This is a genomic window from Acinetobacter sp. BSP-28, assembly GCF_044130285.1.
GTDB lineage: Bacteria > Pseudomonadota > Gammaproteobacteria > Pseudomonadales > Moraxellaceae > Acinetobacter.
In genome coordinates, this window is the sequence record NZ_JBIQOB010000020.1 from 53,958 (window position 1) to 70,712 (window position 16,755).

A 16,755-nucleotide genomic window follows, 5' to 3' on the forward strand; every position below is an offset into this window, starting at 1 on the left:
TCTTATTCCTCTACAGAAGCAGTCGCATGTTCAACATTTGCATGAGCTTCAGAAGCAGCAGCTTCATGACCAGCAGCGGCTGAGTGATCAGCACCGTGGTAATTACTCATGTATTTGTTAATCACAGATTCGAACAGTTTAGGTTCTACTGAAGAATAATAAGTCACTGGGTGTGGCTTAGTCGGATAAGGCTTCAACGCTTCAGCAGCAGCCTTCTCTTCAGGAGTTTGCGCTTTCGCAACGATTGCTTCGATTTGGTGCTTAGAGCGGTTACCGTCACGTAAGGTTGCAAATTCAGCTTGATCTAAAACTGTTTTTTGAACAGCTTGAGGATTAATGGTATTACCATTACCCGCTTTAACTGCAGCAACCCATTCAGCAAACTGAGCATCAGTCACAGAGTGTGCACGGAAACGCATTTGCGAGAAACCATAACCTGAATAGTTAGAAGAGAAACCGCGGAAGCCTTCGGCAGGACTGGTTTCATTTGCCAAGAAGTTCAGGTGAGTTTGCATACCCGCCATAGCATAAATCTGACCAGACAATGCAGGGATGAAGAACGAGTTCATTGTGAAGTTAGAAGTTAAACGCAGGCTAACCGGAGTTTTTTCTGGGAAACGAATTTCGTTAACAGTCGCAATGTTTTGTTCTGGGTAGATGAAAATCCATTTAAATTGTTCAGCAATAACCTGAACATTTAAAGGTGCTTTATCTGATTCTAGCGGACGGTATGGGTCATACTTGTGGGAACCCCACCAAGTTAACCAAGCTAAAATACCAATAATAATGACAGGAATACCCCATACTACAATTTCAATTGCAGTAGAGTGTGCCCATGTAGGTTTATAGTCTGCATCTTTATTCGACGCGCGATATTTCCATCCGAACCATAATGCCATAATCGCTGATGGAATAACCACCAATAGCATTAAGTAAATCGCAGTCAACATGAGGTTTGATTGACCTTCAGCAACTGGACCTTTAGAGTTCAGAAGTACTAAATCACCGCCACACCCAGTCAAGAGTGCAGCCATCGCAGATAAAGACAATACAGCTAAAATTGTTTGTCTCATTTTACAACCTCGGTGAAGAGTCCCATTCCCTAATTTAATATGGGATAGCGATTAAAGTGTCGCATGATTGGAAATGTTTATTTTCACTTAGAAAACCTAATCATAGTAAAGCCTTCCCAATCATGAGACACCGCTACGTTGTAGGGCATTATGCCTGATATCGACAAACTAAGCTATATGTAAAGTGGCTTTAAATACCTGTTATAAAAACTGATTTTTTTACTCGGAATTAAACTGCTAATAATTGGATTTTATTTTAATATCAATATTATGGAGAAAAAACAGGGATATAAAAATAATCCCTGTTTAATTAAATGATTATTGTTTAACCACTTTGGTTTTAGCCAGTTTATCATGTAAGGTCTGGCGCTTTTCACCCAGTGCAAAGATATGATCAATAATTGTAATAAATGGCATAAATAACAAATTTAACACGATAAAAATAAAGCTGCGTAAAGTGAAAGCACGCATCAGACTGACTTTTTCGCCACTGTCGGCATCTACAATCTTAATTTTAGTCAGTTTTTTACCGATGCTTTGTCCTGATTTTGCCAACATAAAGGCCTGTATACCTAGCATGATGATGAGGTAAACAAACATGGTCTGCCAGGCTTCAGGGGGGATAAGGATAAATAATTCCTGTTGCAATTGCATGGCTTGAGTTGAACTCTCGGCCGTTTGCATTTTTTGCTGGATCTCGGATAATTGGTTAAACTGTTCTGGTTTTAGAAAAAATGAAGGAATTGCGGCTGCAGGTAACCAGAGCAGCAAGTCAATGATTTTCGCTAAAATTCGGGTTGTAATCGAAGCAAGTTCTTTTTGGGCCGTTGCTTTCTTTTCAACCTGAATTTTACGAATACCCGAATTCTGTAAAGAACTTGGTTCTGGAAAAGACGTAGGTGCGGTATAGCCTTCAGGTGCATATACAAGTTTACCTTGGGTTAATTCACCTAAAGCCTTCCATTCGGTCATACCTTGATGCCAAGCCAAATCTGTAAGCAGAACTTGCTGACTAGCGAGCATTTGATTCAACTGCTCTAAGGTGTATGGACCAGCTTGTTGATTATTACGAGCCAAGTAAATTTGCATAAATATTAAATCTCAAAACGTAAATTAGGTTTGTATAGCAAACCTTTAAATTATAGATGAAAAAAAAGACCCACATGTGGGTCTTTTTTTAACATAGTTTATTAAGCTTGTTGAGCTTTTTCTTCTGCAAGGAAGAACCAAGTGTCTAAAACTGAGTCTGGGTTCAGAGATACTGACTCAATACCTTGTTCCATCAACCATTTAGCCAGGTCAGGGTGATCAGAAGGACCTTGACCACAAATACCTACATATTTGCCTGCTTTACGACATGCATGGATAGCCATAGAAAGAAGGGCTTTAACAGCTGGGTCGCGTTCATCAAACAAGTGAGAAACAATACCAGAGTCACGGTCTAGACCAAGAGTTAACTGAGTCAAGTCGTTAGAACCGATAGAGAAACCATCGAAGTGTTCAAGGAATTGTTCAGCTAACAATGCGTTGGTTGGCAATTCGCACATCATGATCACTTTAAGACCATTTTCACCACGTTTAAGACCGTTCAATGCCAGCAATTCAATCACACGTTTTGCTTCAGCAACGGTACGTACGAATGGAATCATGATCTGTACATTGGTTAAGCCCATTTCGTCACGAACTTTTTTCAACGCACGGCATTCAAGTTCGAAACAGTCACGGAAGTTGTCAGAAACGTAGCGGCTTGCACCACGGAAACCAAGCATTGGGTTTTCTTCTTCTGGTTCGTATAGCTTACCACCGATCAAGTTTGCATATTCGTTTGACTTAAAGTCAGACATACGCACGATCACTGGTTTGTCAGCGAATGCAGCAGCAAGGGTAGAAATACCTTCAACCAATTTTTCTACATAGAATTCGATAGGAGAAGCGTAACCTGCAGTACGTGCCATTACAGCAGCGCGAGTTTCGCGTGGAAGGCTGTCAATGTTGAGCAATGCTTTAGGATGCACACCAATCATACGGTTAATGATGAATTCAAGACGTGCCAGACCAATACCTGCGTTTGGAATTTGCGCAAAGTCAAATGCACGGTCAGGGTTACCCACGTTCATCATGACTTTAAATGGAAGCGCAGGCATAGATTCGATAGAGTTACGTTGAACTTCGAAATCCAAAGCACCTTCATAGATAAAGCCTGTGTCACCTTCGGCACAAGAAACAGTTACTTCTTGACCATCAGTGAGTACTTCAGTTGCATTACCACAACCTACAATTGCTGGAACACCAAGTTCACGTGCAATGATGGCAGCGTGACAAGTACGACCACCACGGTTAGTGACAATGGCAGCAGCACGTTTCATCACTGGTTCCCAATCCGGGTCAGTCATGTCTGATACAAGTACGTCACCGTCTTGTACTTTGTCCATTTCTTTAATAGAAGTTACGATGCGGACTTTACCAGAACCGATACGTTGACCGATTGAACGACCTTCACAAACGACAGTACCTTTTTGTTTCAGCAGGTAACGTTCCATAGTGCCGACATTTTCACGGCTTTTCACAGTTTCAGGACGTGCTTGAACGATATAGATTTGACCGTCATCACCATCTTTCGCCCATTCAATATCCATAGGCGCTTGATAATGTTCTTCAATGATCAATGCTTGTTTAGCAAGTTCTTGAAGTTCGTGATCATTTAAAGCAAATTGTTGGCGATCTGCTTTTTCAACGTCAACAATAACCACAGATTTACCTGCAGCGCCTTCTTCACCATAAATCATTTTTTGGTGTTTAGAGCCCAAGTTACGACGTAGGATAGAGTGCTTGCCGTTTTTAAGAAGCGGTTTAGAAATATAGAATTCGTCAGGGTTTACAGCACCTTGAACGACCATTTCACCCAAGCCATAAGAAGCGGTGATGAATACTGCATCACGGAAACCAGATTCTGTATCCAGTGTAAACATTACACCCGCTGCGCCAGTTTCAGAACGTACCATACGTTGTACACCCGCAGACAAAGCTACAATGTCATGAGCAAAGTTTTGGTGTACACGGTAAGAAATGGCGCGGTCGTTGTACAAAGATGCAAATACTTCTTTGATCGCGATTAATACGTTGTCGATACCGCGAATGTTCAAGAAAGTTTCTTGCTGACCAGCAAATGAAGCATCAGGTAAATCTTCTGCTGTTGCTGATGAGCGAACCGCAACTGCGATGTCTGGGTTACCGTTAGAAAGTTCTGCAAATGCTGCACGAACTTCTTGTTCTAATTCTGCAGTAAGAGGAGTTTCTACAATCCATTGACGAATTTTAGCGCCTGTTTCAGCCAAAGCATTTACGTCATCAACATTTAGCGCTGCAAGCTCTGCGTTGATTTTAGCGTTTAGTCCGCTTTGCTCGAGGAATTCACGGTATGCTTCAGCAGTTGTTGCGAAACCACCTGGCACCGACACACCAGCATTTGATAAATGGCTGATCATTTCACCCAATGATGAGTTTTTCCCACCAACGAGTTCAACGTCGTGTTTCCCTAATTTTTCTAGACCAATTACGCGCGCTTCCAAAGTTGTTACTCCACTTATGCAGTATTAATCACTATCTTGGCATGAAATTATAGCAAATCGCCGAGCTTTTAGAATTTACTGGGCGACAGTCATGTAAGATGGTTTACTATAAAGATTATATAGCACTAAGACAAATATTTAAGGAGAATTTTAATGTCAGAAGGTAAACAGATTAAGCGCAGTGTTTTTTTTATCTCCGATGGGACGGCAATTACTGCTGAAACCCTTGGACACTCACTGTTAGCACAGTTTCCTCATGTAGATTTTGACATTCATATTATTCCTTATATTAGTTCCGAAGAAGCTGCAATGAATGTTGTAGCTGAAATTAACAAACGCGCTGATCAAGATGGGCAACAACCTTTGGTATTTGATACCCTGGTAGACCCTTATGTTCGAGACATTATCAATACGGCAAATGCCGTAAATCTTGATGTTTTTGAAGGGCTTATTGGTAAGCTGTCTGAAGTCTTGGGTACTGCACCTACAACTTTAGTCGGACAAACCCATGCTGTAACCGATTCTGAGTCTTATAAGGCACGTATTGATGCGGTTCATTTTGCCCTGGATAACGATGATGGCGCACGTACACGTCATTATGACAAGGCCGATTTGATCCTGATAGGGGTTTCCCGTTCAGGTAAAACACCGACTTCAATTTACTTGTCATTACAGTTTGGAATTCGTGTTGCAAACTATCCGCTAACCGAAGAAGACCTGGATGACAACCGTTTACCTGCAGTGTTAAAAGCCCACAAACATAAGCTATTTGGCTTGATGATTGATGCTGACCGACTTGTAGCGATTCGTAGCGAGCGTAAAGCCAATAGTCGCTATGCAAGTTTTAACCAATGCCAGATGGAACTTCGAGCTGTAGAAGGCATTTATATTTCAGAAGGTATTAAATATCTGAACGTTTCTGAAATGTCGATTGAAGAAATTTCAACCCGTGTGTTACAGATGACAGGTTTAAAACGCCGGATTGGTTAATTTTAAAAGTGGGGGTAAATCAAAGTTTAATTCCACTTTTTTATAATTGAAAATAAAGAGGGCAATTATATGAATAAAGTATTAAAGTTCACAGTGATTGCTCTTTTTTTCACTGTGATAAGTCTGGAAAATAATCCGGCTTTTGCAGCATCTGTGGCTGATTTTGAAGCCAGTATTATCAAACAATATGATCAAAGCCGTTTAACTGAGCGCTATGAAAATGAGGGAGTGAATCAGGAAGTTGCCTCGAAAATTGCTACGTTTATTGAGCAAAATCCTCAAAGTTTTAGTTATGCGTTTAAAAAATTAATCAGCAAAAATATGATTTTTCTGAATTATAGCCCTGATCGAAAGCTTAAATTTTATACATTTGATGTTTCTGCAGGCGGTACGATGCGAGAATTTGAGTCTTATGTGCAGTTTAAACATAAGGACAAAGTCATTACACAAGCATTAGATGACAATGGATTTATAAAATCCATTCAGCAAACTGAGTTAAATAAAGTCCCCACTTATTTTATTTCCCGGACGTATATTGGTAGCAGTTGTGTGGGTGCATATGACATTCAAGCTACACAAATTCAAAATACACAATATAAAAGTGTGAATGTCTTTAAAACTAAAACAAAATCACTTGATCATATCGATGTCAGTTATGATTGCAATTATTATCCCAAAAATATCCAGCCTTTTGATATGAACCAGCACTATATTCGTATTGCTAAAGATCTTAACCATATTGATATTTTAGTTATCAAGCCATCTGGTGCATTAACTCAAAACTATTTGCGTTATCAAAAAAATCAAAATCATTATCAATATATCGGCACGGTAAAATAAACCGCAAAAAAAAAGAGGTTAATATGCCTCTTTTTTATTTTGAAACTTATATTGAAACCATCAATAGGTAGTAATAATCACATCGATGATATGTTCAACACCTTCCATGCTTTGTACTGCATTTTCAGTGATTTTTACCACAGGCCAGGTAATCAGCTTGCAGTTTTTCCGTTGTAGTGCGGTGTAATAACTATCCGATTTGAGAAAAACCTTATTCCCAGATGCTGAATTGGGCATGAGCTGGCGTTTTAACCAGGTATCCTGTACTTGTGATTCCAGATAGCGAATCGCCAGTAAAGATTTGACCCGGTTATTAAATAAACGACGATTCTTGATAATTAAAGGATGGGAAAGCAGTTTGTGAATGCCTTTTTCAGTTTTCGGCAAAATAAAAAGTGGCATAATTTGAAATACTTTTACAAATTTTGCAGTATTGCAGATGTATTCCAGATGCATGACGGTCATTTGGTTGCCCCCGACAACCGCTACGTTTAAATCAGTAAAATCAAAATTTTTGATATCTTCAGAAGCGACGATTTTTCCCTGGAATTTCTGGAAAAAATCGGGCGAATTTTGAAAGAAACCATCCAATGGATTCTTTTTCTTGTTAACCATTTTCATATCCTTTCTTATTTTTACTTCGTTGCAGTTGGTTCTGCTGGTAACTGGTATATCCAAGATGGAACTTTGGGTAAAGATTTTTCTGGAATCTTGTCAGTCATCGCCACCATAGTATCGACAGGAATATGGAACCATTTTTGCTTTCGGTCGATCACTTTATAAGCATGAAACTGGATAATCTGATACCAGGGATTACGACGTCCAGCGGCAGTTCTACCGCCAATTCTGGAAAACTTATTCATTGCAGCATAGAGTTTTTCTTCTGCAAGCCCTAATTTTATAACATTGTCACGCATTTTATTGATCAGGGGTAAATAAACCAAAATACCGAGTAACATGCGTGGGTCTATGGCTTTGGCAGCCATCTGTGCAAGTTGAATAAAGGTTTTATTATAGCCTTGGGCTTCCATGACACTAAATCCCACACCGAGATGACGCGCTTCATCGCCATTGATTAACTTAAATGCCTGATGACAAACCGGATCATCTACGCTGTCCAGTAAAAAAGTACATAAAGCACCATCCAGGGCAACTTCCAGCATTGGAATGACCGCACCTAAAATATAGAAGGGCATATCATCTGCATAACGATCTAACCATTTGATAATCAGACGCAGATTTTTATTGGGTTTGGGGATGTCATTTTCGAGCATGCCCCAGCGTTTCATCAGTGCCATTTCTGCATTGGCATGCCGTTGTTCTTCTGCATGAAAAATGGCATACATTTCAGCCAGGACCGGGTTGGGCGCTTTTTTTGACATTGCCGCAAAAGCGCGTGCACCTACATGTTCAATCCACATTAAATCGGCCATAAATTCTTTGAGATTTGGCCATTGCTCAGCAGTGATCAATTCTTTTCCTGGTGCATGCCAGTCAATATCAGATAAAGTCCATTGGGTATTTTTGACCTTATCCAGCATTTGTTCCAAGTCGATTGAAGCCATCATGCACACCTGTAAAATCAGTATTTAACTACAAGTGTATGAAAAAGCCTGGCAATGTAATTTGCCGAAATGCTTAAAGTAGGGGGACCATTTTTGTTAATTATTTAGCTTGCTGATTTATTGGAATAATTTATTTAACTATTTGATATTAAAAATAAAGACTTGTCATTGTGGGCCAAGTCTTATCTTTAAAATGTATGGAATTGTTTAATTATAAGGGGTTCGATGGAGTAGAACATCTTTTAAAAAGACAGTTAATTTTTTCCATCTTCCAGTTCTGAATTGGGCAATTCTGTAGATGAATAATCTGGCATGCTTGGTGGCGAAGTATGAGTTCGCAAATAGTCTAAATCACTGATATTCTTTTGCACTGCAACAGCACCAAATAAGCTCAGTAAAAAAGCCATGATATAAAAGCCTTTTTCACTTAATTCCAGTGAGGCATTCCATAAACCAATGGCAAGTAATGCGATGCAGATCACGATGGATGCCCAGCAAAGTCCAAAATAAATTGCGGTCACTGCAATGCCTTCGAGTTTGTCCCGGACAATCTTTTGCAAAGATACGGCTGCAAATAAGCCATATAAAATCAGGATTAAATAATAGCCTTTTTCATTCAGTAACATTTGCGCGTTAAATAAGCCGATGATATATGCAGTTGCCCCGGTAATAAGCGCAACCCAACTGGCAGCAATAAATGCAGAAGTTGGTTTGTTAATATATTGATTCATTCTATTTTCTATTTTTTATATGGGGTTGTTTTTTATACTGCTATTAGGCCTAAGCTAAACAAGATCGCAAATATTGTCCAATCTAATTGGCAAAAATAGATAAGTGATAAACTGAATGGACAGTTGCGATAAAAAAATAGCACCTATACAGGTGCTATTTGCAATTTTAAAAGGATTAAGAATTTTTGATATTCATTAATAACTCAAAGTTTTCAATACGTTTATCCGTATCGTAAATATCACAGGTAAAGATAAATTCATTGACATTATATTTTTCTAGCAGCTTTTCTAATCCGGCCTTGACTGTTGCGGGTGAGCCAATTTGTGCCATGGCATAGAAATTATCAACCGACATTTTTTCTGCGGGTGACCAAAGTCCTTCCATGGTTTCAACTGGGGCTTTCAGCTTCAGGCTTTGTCCACGCATGAGTCCTAAAACACGTTGATAGGCACTGGTCGCCAGATATTGAGCTTCTTCATCTGTTTGAGCGACTACCGTTGGAACCCCCATCGAAACATAAGGTCGATCCAGATATTCAGACGGTTCAAAGTTTTCTCTATACAGTTTGATCGCCTGATCCAGCATACGCGGTGCAAAATGTGATGCAAATGAATAGGGAAGTCCCAATTTTGCAGCCAGTTGTGCACTGAATAAACTTGAACCGAGTAACCAGACGGGAACATGGGTATTTTGTCCGGGGGTTGCAACAATTCGCTGATGCGGTAAGGGTGCTTTAAAGTATTGCAGAATTTCCAGCACATCTTGTGGGAACTGGTCTTCAGTTTCCTGGCGACCACGACGTAAGGCACGCATAGTCACTTGGTCTGTACCTGGCGCACGTCCCAAACCGAGTTCAACACGATTTGGATAGAGGGTAGCCAAGGTACCAAATTGTTCTGCAACGACCAAAGGAGCATGGTTAGGTAACATGATGCCACCTGAACCAACCGTTAAAGTCTGGGTATTGGCGAGGATATAACCCAGTAATACGGCAGTGGCTGAACTGGCAATACCATCCATATTGTGATGTTCTGCAAGCCACAAACGTTTGTAACCTAATTGTTCGGCTTTTTGTGCCAGTGCCAAAGCATGATGGAGTGAAAATTGAATGCTTTTATCATCACGAACAGGAGCAAGTTCGAGAATTGAAAATTGGGTGTCTTTTAAAGAACGCATCTGTTTTCTCTAATATTAGGGCTAAGAAAAGCATACGCTGCCTGCTTGAACTTGTATATCGTTTTTTTTCGATATATATGTGTGTCTTGTATTTGATTTGGCTTATAGCAAGCATAAAAAAAGCACCCGAAGGTGCTTTAAGGTATTTTGATATCGCGATGAATTAACGTTTACCGTTTTTGTACCAGCCTAAGTGACGACCATTGTCGTGGCGGTCATTGTAACGGTAACTATTATAACGACGGTCATAGCGGTCATTATAGCGACGGTCATCTCGATCATAACGGTCATCGTAGCGACGGTCTTCGCTTACTTTTTTACCGAGGATTGTACCACCGGCAGAACCTAGACCAGCACCAATATAACCGCCGTTAGTACCCCCAATGTTTTTACCTACGGTATAGCCACCGGCACCGCCCAGAGCACCACCGATCACAGCACCTGTACGGTCACGGCGGTCAGAAGCAACGCCGGCACCTGCACCACCACCAATAGCAGAACCAATCATGGCACCAGTCGTACCACCCATTTGTTTACCTACTGCTGCACCCACGACGCCACCCAAGGCAGAAGTTAAGGCTGTATTGGTTGTATTGCCTGCATTGGCTGTTGTAGTCATAGTTAAAGCAGATGAAGTTACTACAGCAGCAAGAATGATTGAATTAAATTTCATGACAAACTCCTTTTGGAAGCTTTTGTTATTTCTTGAGTTAAATGTAATAAAAAATGTGGAAAGCAAAATGTATGAGTTGTTCATGATTTGTATTTTAATCGGCTATTTTCTTCATAATTTATTCATAAACTACATTATTCAATCTTTATTACCTGAAAAAACAGATAAGCATGATCAATTAAATAGGATTTTGCATTGTAGATATAAAGCAGTTATTTACTAAACAGGGGAATATAAGAAGGCTACGATTTAATGCAATAGAATAGGGGATGTCTATTTCAAATGCAGTTCATATTTATGAAAAGCGATGGACATCAATCAGAATATTGAAAATGGGTCGGATTCCAAATAAATATGGATACTTTTAGATTTGGAGATGATGTTCTTTGCAAGTAAATGCAGTAAATAGTGAAAAAAGCACCCGAAGGTGCTTTAAAACATTGCAAATTAACGGCGATTGTAACGACGGTTGTCATAGCTATTGTAACGGCGGTCATAACGGCGGTCTTCACTGACTTTTTTACCCAGTACCGAACCACCTGCAGCACCTAGTGCAGAACCGATATAGCCACCAGTAGAACCCCCCATGTTTTTACCTAGGGTATAACCACCTACACCACCAAGACCTGCACCAATGGCCGCACCAGTACGGTCACGTTTGTTGGCTGAAACTGCAGCACCACCTGCACCGCCGATCGCAGAACCAATCATGGCTCCAGTATTGCCACCCATATTTTTACCAATTGCTGTACCGACTACACTACCCAGAGCGGAAGTCAAAGCAACATTGGTGCTGTTACCCGCATATGTAGTTGTTGCTGTTACTGCTGAAGTGGCAACAACTGCGGCAAATAAAATTGAATTAAATTTCATGGCAAACTCCATTTGGAAGCTTTCGTTATGTCTTGAGATTAATATAGTAAAAACGGTGGAGTTGAAGATGGATGGCGTGTAAATAGTTTGTATTTTTTTCTGCCAAATATATTCATAATTAACAAGGAATAAGGACAATAAATGAAAAAAAGCACCTGAAGGTGCTTTTTTGTTCTGTCTGCAGATCGTGTATTAACGATGGCTGCGATAATATTTTTTAGAATGTTTTTTGTATTTACGTTGGTCAGCACGACGATCTTCTGAAACTTTTTTACCCAGTACCGAACCACCTGCAGCGCCTAGTGCAGAACCGATATAGCCACCAGTAGAACCACCTACATTTTTACCTACAGCATAACCACCTACACCGCCTAGACCGCCACCGATGGCAGCACCGGTACGATTACGTCGGTCTGCAGAAACCGCTGCACCACCAGCACCACCGATAGCAGAGCCAATCATTGCACCAGTATTACCGCCCATTTGTTTACCAATTGCAGTACCGGCTACGCTACCTAATGCAGACGTTGCTGCAATACGAGTAGAGTTATCTGCATGTGCAGAAACAGTAAACAAAGATGCAGTCGCCATTGTTGCGCTGAGTAATAATGCATTAAGTTTCATAGTTAACTCCATGTCCAAAAACTGAACGTTGTATGTAAGTTATTTCGATGCCGGCAAATGTAACAAAAATTTTTTCCAACAATGTGGAGAGGATCGACTAGAGTTGTGGCGTTTAGTGTCTGCTTTGTAAAGTTATATTAACAATATTGAAAATTGCTCACAAAATATGCGTTTACAAGGCAAATATGAATAAAAATGGCATCAATTCAGCATTCATCTTAAGAAAGTCTCTTTTTATATGTGGTTTTGTCCCCACTATATCTATGTCATTTAACCCTTAGAATCGTTACACTAGGCACAATTTTTTTGAGCTGATCTATGTCATATAAGGCATGGAGATAGCCTTTGTATTGAGATATTTAGCAAAATGAAAGAATCGTTACGTTTACGATTAGATCAACTTTCTGACCGTCACGAAGAATTAAACGCATTACTTGCCGACGTTGAAGTGATTTCAGATAACAAACGCTTCCGTCAATTGTCACGTGAACATAGTGACTTATCCGAAATTACTGAAGTCTGGACTAAATTCCGTCAGGCAGAAGAAGATATAGAAACTGCTGAAGCCATGTTGAGCGATCCTGATTTTAAGGAAATGGCTCAGGAAGAAATAAAAGACAATAAAGCGTTGCTGGAACAGTTAGAAGCAGACTTAAATATCCTGATGATTCCTAAAGATCCGAATGATGCCAACTCGGCTTATCTGGAAATTCGTGCTGGAACCGGTGGTGATGAAGCTGCAATTTTCTCGGGCGATTTATTCCGCATGTATAGCAAATATGCTGAAAATCAAGGCTGGCGTCTGGAAATCCTGTCTGAAAATGAAGGCGAGCATGGCGGTTATAAAGAAGTCATCTGCCTGATTAATGGTGAAGGGGTTTATGGTCGCCTGAAATTTGAAAGTGGTGCACATCGTGTACAACGTGTACCTGCAACCGAATCACAAGGTCGTGTTCATACCTCTGCCTGTACAGTTGCCATTTTGCCAGAAGTGGATGTCGATACTTCAGTAGATATTAACCCGGCAGATTTACGTATTGATACTTACCGTGCATCTGGTGCAGGTGGTCAGCACATTAACAAAACTGATTCTGCAGTACGTATTACCCACATTCCAACCGGTACGGTGGTTGAATGCCAGGATGAACGTTCACAGCATAAGAACAAAGCCAAAGCCATGGCACTTCTGGTTTCACGTCTGGAAAATGCCAAACGTGCGGCAGCCGATGCGGCAACTTCGGAAATGCGCCGTGACCTGGTGGGTTCGGGCGACCGTTCGGAGCGTATCCGTACTTATAACTATCCGCAAGGCCGTATGACTGATCATCGTATCAACTTGACTTTATATAAGTTAGATGCAGTGATGGAAGGTGATTTGACAGAATTACTGGATAGTTTACATCGCGAATATCAAGCAGATCAGTTGGCACTTCTTGCACAGCAGAATGGTGGCTAATGAATATTGCACAGGCCTTGGCCTTACGTGGTGACGCAGAAAGCTATGAACGTCAAGAAAATGCGTGGTTGTTAGAACATATCACCAAGATCGATTCTTTTGATTTGATCATGAAAAAAGATCAAGAGCTGACCGCAGAACAGGAACAGGCATATACTGAAGGTTTAGCACGTATTGCAAAAGGTGAACCCTTGGCTTATGTCACAGGATCACAGCCTTTCTGGACACTGGATTTAAAAGTCACTCCAGATACCTTGGTCCCACGTCCGGATACTGAAGTTTTAGTTGAAACTGTTTTACGTTTGGACTTACCAGAAGATGCCCGTATTGTCGATTTGGGAACTGGAACGGGTGCGATTGCCTTATCACTGGCCAGTGAACGTCCAGACTGGTCGGTTACGGCAACCGATATTTATGAACCGACCTTAGATGTAGCACAATTTAATGCTGAAAAGCATGATCTTGAGCAGGTGCGTTTTGTTTGTGGTTCCTGGTTTAAACCTTTGGGCCGTGAATTCTTTGATGTCATTGTTTCTAATCCGCCGTATATTGATGCGGATGATATCCATATGCAGGATTTGGCGACTGAACCGGAACGTGCTTTGGTGGCAGACAAACACGGTTTGGCAGATTTAGAGCAGATTATTGTTCAAGGCAAAAAGCATTTAACCGTCAATGGTTGGGTGGTACTTGAACATGGCTACGATCAGGGTGATGCTGTACGACATATTTTTACCCAAGCCGGATATAAAGAAGTTCGTACAGTAAAAGACTATGGCGGTAATGACCGTGTCACTTTGGGGCAGTGGCCACATTAATATTAAAAGATAAAAAATAAAGCGCATCATGCGCTTTATTTTTTGACTACATCCCGCCAGCGTAACAGCCAGTTTTCAGCAATTTTCATTAAGCTATCCGTCATTTTGCCTAAAATCGCCAATAAGATAATTGCAATAATGACAATGTCAGGTCGGGACGTTTCCCGTCCATCACTGAGCAAATAACCAATTCCTTGAGTGGCTGCAATCAGTTCAGCCGCAATCATAAACATCCAGGACAAGCTCAGGCTGTTGCGTAAACCGGTTAAAATACCGGGGGACGCCGCAGGAAGTAAAATCTCCTTGATTTGTTGAAAGTATTTCAGACGGTAGACCTGCGCCACTTCAATCAGTTTACGGTCTACACCCTGAATGGCTGCAACAGTATTGGTATAGGTCGGGAAAAAGGCACCAATCGCGATCAGAGTGATTTTAGAGGTTTCATCTATGCCTAACCATAATAGCAATAATGGAATCCAGGCCAGGCTTGGAATCGACTTAATCGCTGAAAAAGAAGGCTCTAAAAACTCCTCAGCTTGCCTGTTTAAACCGACCAAAAGGGCGAAAAACAGCGCAAGTCCGATACCAATAAAGAAGCCTAGAAATACCCGCCAGGTACTGGTCCAGATATGCAACCATAAATCACCTGTAGACAGTTCTAATAACGATTGCCATAAACTGCTGGGTGCGGGGAGCAGGTAGGGTTCTATAAAACCGTTTCTAACCAAAATTTCACACAGGATTAACGCAAAAACAGGGATGACCAGCCCCTTCAGCTTGCTTGATAGTTTAAGCAAGCCAAGCACTGGGACTCTATCAACTTCAGGTTGGATCGGTGTCTTATTCGTTTTTATAGACGAACTCATTATTTTTTCACAGCCTTGTTCGCATATTTTGCATCAAACAGTTGATCAATGACCTGATTGACATTTGTGCCTTTACGGACCAAATCCTCTTCAGTCAAAATCGTTCCTGATTTTTTCAAGGCATTAATATGTTTGAGCGTTGGAATATTTTGATCAAAATTGGTACGGCTTAATTGAAGTTTGGCCACTGCAATAGGCAGTTTAGATTCACGTGCTAGCAATTCAGCCAGTTTAGCTGGATTGGCTTTGGCCCATTTACGCGCCTGTTCATAAGCTTTAATCACCGCTTCAATCGCTTCCGGGTTTTGGTTGGCAAATTGTTCCTTGGTACTTAATACGCTGTAACTATTAAAACCGACATTTCTATATAGCAGTTTTGCACCTGACTGGACTTGAGCAGAAGCCATCAACGGATCTAAACCGGCCCAGGCATCAACTTGTCCACGTTCAAGCGCCGTTTTACCATCTGGATGCTGCAAGTGTACAAGCTGAACATCCTTTTTATTCAAACCTGCTGTTTCCAGTGCTTGTAAGGTAAACAGGAAAGGGTCTGTACCTTTGGTAGCTGCAATTTTTTTCCCTTTTAAATCTTTGATACTTTTAATAGGCGAATTTTTTGCAACCAGTAAGGCAGTCCATTCAGGCTGACTCTGGATATAGACGGTTTTAATTGGACTACCATTCGCACGGCTCAGGACAGCAGCCAAACCGGCGGTTGATGAAAAATCTACACTGCTACTATTTAAGTATTCGAGCGAACGGTTACTGCCTTGGCTAAACACCCATTTAATCTGGGTTTTAGGTAAAGCTTTTTCTAATAATTTCTGCTCTTTAACGACTAAACTGGTCGGAGCATAATAAGCATAATCGAGTTTCAGCGTATCCGGGAGGGCTGCCAGGCTATATTGACTGACCAAGCCGAATGTGATCACTGTGAGTATTTTTGTTTTAAAGCCAGAATTTTGCATATACGCCCCGGTTAAATGAGTTGAATGAGATGCGGCAAATATTGCCAGTAACTCAAAGGGCAAGACAAAAGAGTAATTTTAATAAAATTATCTTAATTCCAGATATGCTGATGAATTTGTATTAAGTGTTTGAAACATAATTAAATTTATTTTTAATTTTTCTATATTTTCATTTTATACGAAAAAAATACATCGACATGAATAAAAGGAAAATATGAAACAATTAAAGGAAAATTATATTTTGTAATTTTTATGTCATTTCTATGTAATTACATTGATGGTTGCGTTTAGCGATTGCTGAAAACGATTACTTAAAGAAAATGGTCAAAACTATGTTTTTAAATGGCAATGCAACCCGACAACAGGATTTGATTAGTAATTCAGATCTGTCTGGTGCAATGCATGAGAGATGTGACTAGAAAAAGATATGTGGCCAGATCTACTATTGGGGGCGTGATATAAAATCAAACAAATTAAATTGATTCAAAAAAAAAGCGACTCGATTGAGTCGCTTTTTTTGATTTGTTTTAAG

At 40.5% G+C, this 16,755-nt stretch carries 16 protein-coding genes; 4 read left to right on the top strand and 12 right to left on the bottom strand.

Annotated features, from left to right (window positions below; translation table 11 throughout):
- Positions 1-2: 2 nt before the first annotated feature.
- From cyoA to ppsA, 3 genes are all read right to left on the bottom strand, one after another.
- Positions 3-1,073 (bottom strand): ubiquinol oxidase subunit II, encoded by a 1,071-nt coding sequence (cyoA, locus tag ACE01R_RS13925; protein WP_395551898.1) that lies wholly within the window; start codon positions 1,071-1,073, stop codon positions 3-5.
- Between the two features lie 318 nt (positions 1,074-1,391).
- Positions 1,392-2,162 (bottom strand): RDD family protein, encoded by a 771-nt coding sequence (locus ACE01R_RS13930; protein ID WP_395551899.1) that lies wholly within the window; start codon positions 2,160-2,162, stop codon positions 1,392-1,394.
- 101 nt (positions 2,163-2,263) lie between these two features.
- The gene (gene ppsA / locus ACE01R_RS13935) at positions 2,264-4,642 is read right to left on the bottom strand and encodes a phosphoenolpyruvate synthase (protein ID WP_395551900.1); all 2,379 of its coding nucleotides are present in this window, start codon (positions 4,640-4,642) and stop codon (positions 2,264-2,266) included.
- Positions 4,643-4,795: 153 nt separating this feature from the next.
- On the opposite strand from ppsA, the gene ACE01R_RS13940 reads away from it, so the two are divergent.
- Positions 4,796-5,632, top strand: a complete 837-nt coding sequence (locus tag ACE01R_RS13940; protein WP_395551901.1) for a pyruvate, water dikinase regulatory protein — start codon at positions 4,796-4,798, stop codon at positions 5,630-5,632.
- Between the two features lie 153 nt (positions 5,633-5,785).
- Positions 5,786-6,472 (top strand): hypothetical protein, encoded by a 687-nt coding sequence (locus ACE01R_RS13945; RefSeq protein ID WP_395551902.1) that lies wholly within the window; start codon positions 5,786-5,788, stop codon positions 6,470-6,472.
- 60 nt (positions 6,473-6,532) lie between these two features.
- Here the strand turns inward: ACE01R_RS13945 and ACE01R_RS13950 are convergent, their stop codons facing one another.
- The 7 genes from ACE01R_RS13950 to ACE01R_RS13980 form a co-directional block, all read right to left on the bottom strand.
- On the bottom strand, positions 6,533-7,087 hold the full coding sequence (locus ACE01R_RS13950; RefSeq protein ID WP_395551903.1) for a flavoprotein: 555 nt from the start codon (positions 7,085-7,087) through the stop codon (positions 6,533-6,535).
- Between the two features lie 20 nt (positions 7,088-7,107).
- Positions 7,108-8,037 (bottom strand): ferritin-like domain-containing protein, encoded by a 930-nt coding sequence (locus ACE01R_RS13955; RefSeq protein WP_395551904.1) that lies wholly within the window; start codon positions 8,035-8,037, stop codon positions 7,108-7,110.
- Between the two features lie 254 nt (positions 8,038-8,291).
- Positions 8,292-8,768 (bottom strand): inner membrane protein YiaA, encoded by a 477-nt coding sequence (yiaA, locus tag ACE01R_RS13960; protein ID WP_395551905.1) that lies wholly within the window; start codon positions 8,766-8,768, stop codon positions 8,292-8,294.
- A 175-nt stretch (positions 8,769-8,943) separates the two neighbouring features.
- Entirely contained in the window at positions 8,944-9,945 is a 1,002-nt protein-coding gene (locus ACE01R_RS13965) for an LLM class flavin-dependent oxidoreductase (RefSeq protein WP_395551906.1), read from the bottom strand.
- 163 nt (positions 9,946-10,108) lie between these two features.
- The gene (locus ACE01R_RS13970) at positions 10,109-10,618 is read right to left on the bottom strand and encodes a hypothetical protein (RefSeq protein ID WP_395551907.1); all 510 of its coding nucleotides are present in this window, start codon (positions 10,616-10,618) and stop codon (positions 10,109-10,111) included.
- Positions 10,619-11,065: 447 nt separating this feature from the next.
- Positions 11,066-11,491, bottom strand: a complete 426-nt coding sequence (locus ACE01R_RS13975) for a glycine zipper domain-containing protein (protein WP_395551908.1) — start codon at positions 11,489-11,491, stop codon at positions 11,066-11,068.
- Positions 11,492-11,683: 192 nt separating this feature from the next.
- Positions 11,684-12,115, bottom strand: a complete 432-nt coding sequence (locus tag ACE01R_RS13980; RefSeq protein ID WP_395551909.1) for a hypothetical protein — start codon at positions 12,113-12,115, stop codon at positions 11,684-11,686.
- A gap of 367 nt (positions 12,116-12,482) precedes the next feature.
- On the opposite strand from ACE01R_RS13980, the gene prfA reads away from it, so the two are divergent.
- Both prfA and prmC read left to right on the top strand, forming a co-directional pair.
- Positions 12,483-13,571, top strand: a complete 1,089-nt coding sequence (prfA, locus tag ACE01R_RS13985) for a peptide chain release factor 1 (protein WP_395551910.1) — start codon at positions 12,483-12,485, stop codon at positions 13,569-13,571.
- Positions 13,571-14,389: a peptide chain release factor N(5)-glutamine methyltransferase gene (gene prmC, locus ACE01R_RS13990; protein WP_395551911.1), complete on the top strand. Its 819-nt coding sequence runs from the start codon at positions 13,571-13,573 to the stop codon at positions 14,387-14,389. Before prfA ends, prmC begins: the two co-directional genes overlap by 1 nt.
- A gap of 35 nt (positions 14,390-14,424) precedes the next feature.
- Here prmC and ACE01R_RS13995 read toward each other — a convergent pair whose 3' ends face one another.
- Both ACE01R_RS13995 and ACE01R_RS14000 read right to left on the bottom strand, forming a co-directional pair.
- Positions 14,425-15,255 (bottom strand): ABC transporter permease, encoded by an 831-nt coding sequence (locus ACE01R_RS13995; RefSeq protein WP_395551912.1) that lies wholly within the window; start codon positions 15,253-15,255, stop codon positions 14,425-14,427.
- Positions 15,255-16,223, bottom strand: a complete 969-nt coding sequence (locus tag ACE01R_RS14000) for an aliphatic sulfonate ABC transporter substrate-binding protein (protein WP_395551913.1) — start codon at positions 16,221-16,223, stop codon at positions 15,255-15,257. The genes ACE01R_RS13995 and ACE01R_RS14000 overlap by 1 nt, the downstream gene beginning before the upstream one ends.
- Between the last annotated feature and the right edge of the window lie 532 nt (positions 16,224-16,755).

Coding starts and splice junctions, on each gene's coding strand:
- ACE01R_RS13955 (WP_395551904.1), bottom strand. CDS start 8,037: ATGGCTTCAATCGACTTGGAACAAATGCTGGATAAGGTCAAAAATACC.
- ACE01R_RS13940 (WP_395551901.1), top strand. CDS start 4,796: ATGTCAGAAGGTAAACAGATTAAGCGCAGTGTTTTTTTTATCTCCGAT.
- prmC (WP_395551911.1), top strand. CDS start 13,571: ATGAATATTGCACAGGCCTTGGCCTTACGTGGTGACGCAGAAAGCTAT.
- ACE01R_RS13975 (WP_395551908.1), bottom strand. CDS start 11,491: ATGAAATTTAATTCAATTTTATTTGCCGCAGTTGTTGCCACTTCAGCA.
- ACE01R_RS13930 (WP_395551899.1), bottom strand. CDS start 2,162: ATGCAAATTTACTTGGCTCGTAATAATCAACAAGCTGGTCCATACACC.
- ACE01R_RS13950 (WP_395551903.1), bottom strand. CDS start 7,087: ATGGTTAACAAGAAAAAGAATCCATTGGATGGTTTCTTTCAAAATTCG.
- ACE01R_RS13970 (WP_395551907.1), bottom strand. CDS start 10,618: ATGAAATTTAATTCAATCATTCTTGCTGCTGTAGTAACTTCATCTGCT.
- cyoA (WP_395551898.1), bottom strand. CDS start 1,073: ATGAGACAAACAATTTTAGCTGTATTGTCTTTATCTGCGATGGCTGCA.
- prfA (WP_395551910.1), top strand. CDS start 12,483: ATGAAAGAATCGTTACGTTTACGATTAGATCAACTTTCTGACCGTCAC.
- ACE01R_RS13965 (WP_395551906.1), bottom strand. CDS start 9,945: ATGCGTTCTTTAAAAGACACCCAATTTTCAATTCTCGAACTTGCTCCT.
- yiaA (WP_395551905.1), bottom strand. CDS start 8,768: ATGAATCAATATATTAACAAACCAACTTCTGCATTTATTGCTGCCAGT.
- ACE01R_RS13980 (WP_395551909.1), bottom strand. CDS start 12,115: ATGAAACTTAATGCATTATTACTCAGCGCAACAATGGCGACTGCATCT.
- ACE01R_RS14000 (WP_395551913.1), bottom strand. CDS start 16,223: ATGCAAAATTCTGGCTTTAAAACAAAAATACTCACAGTGATCACATTC.
- ACE01R_RS13995 (WP_395551912.1), bottom strand. CDS start 15,255: ATGAGTTCGTCTATAAAAACGAATAAGACACCGATCCAACCTGAAGTT.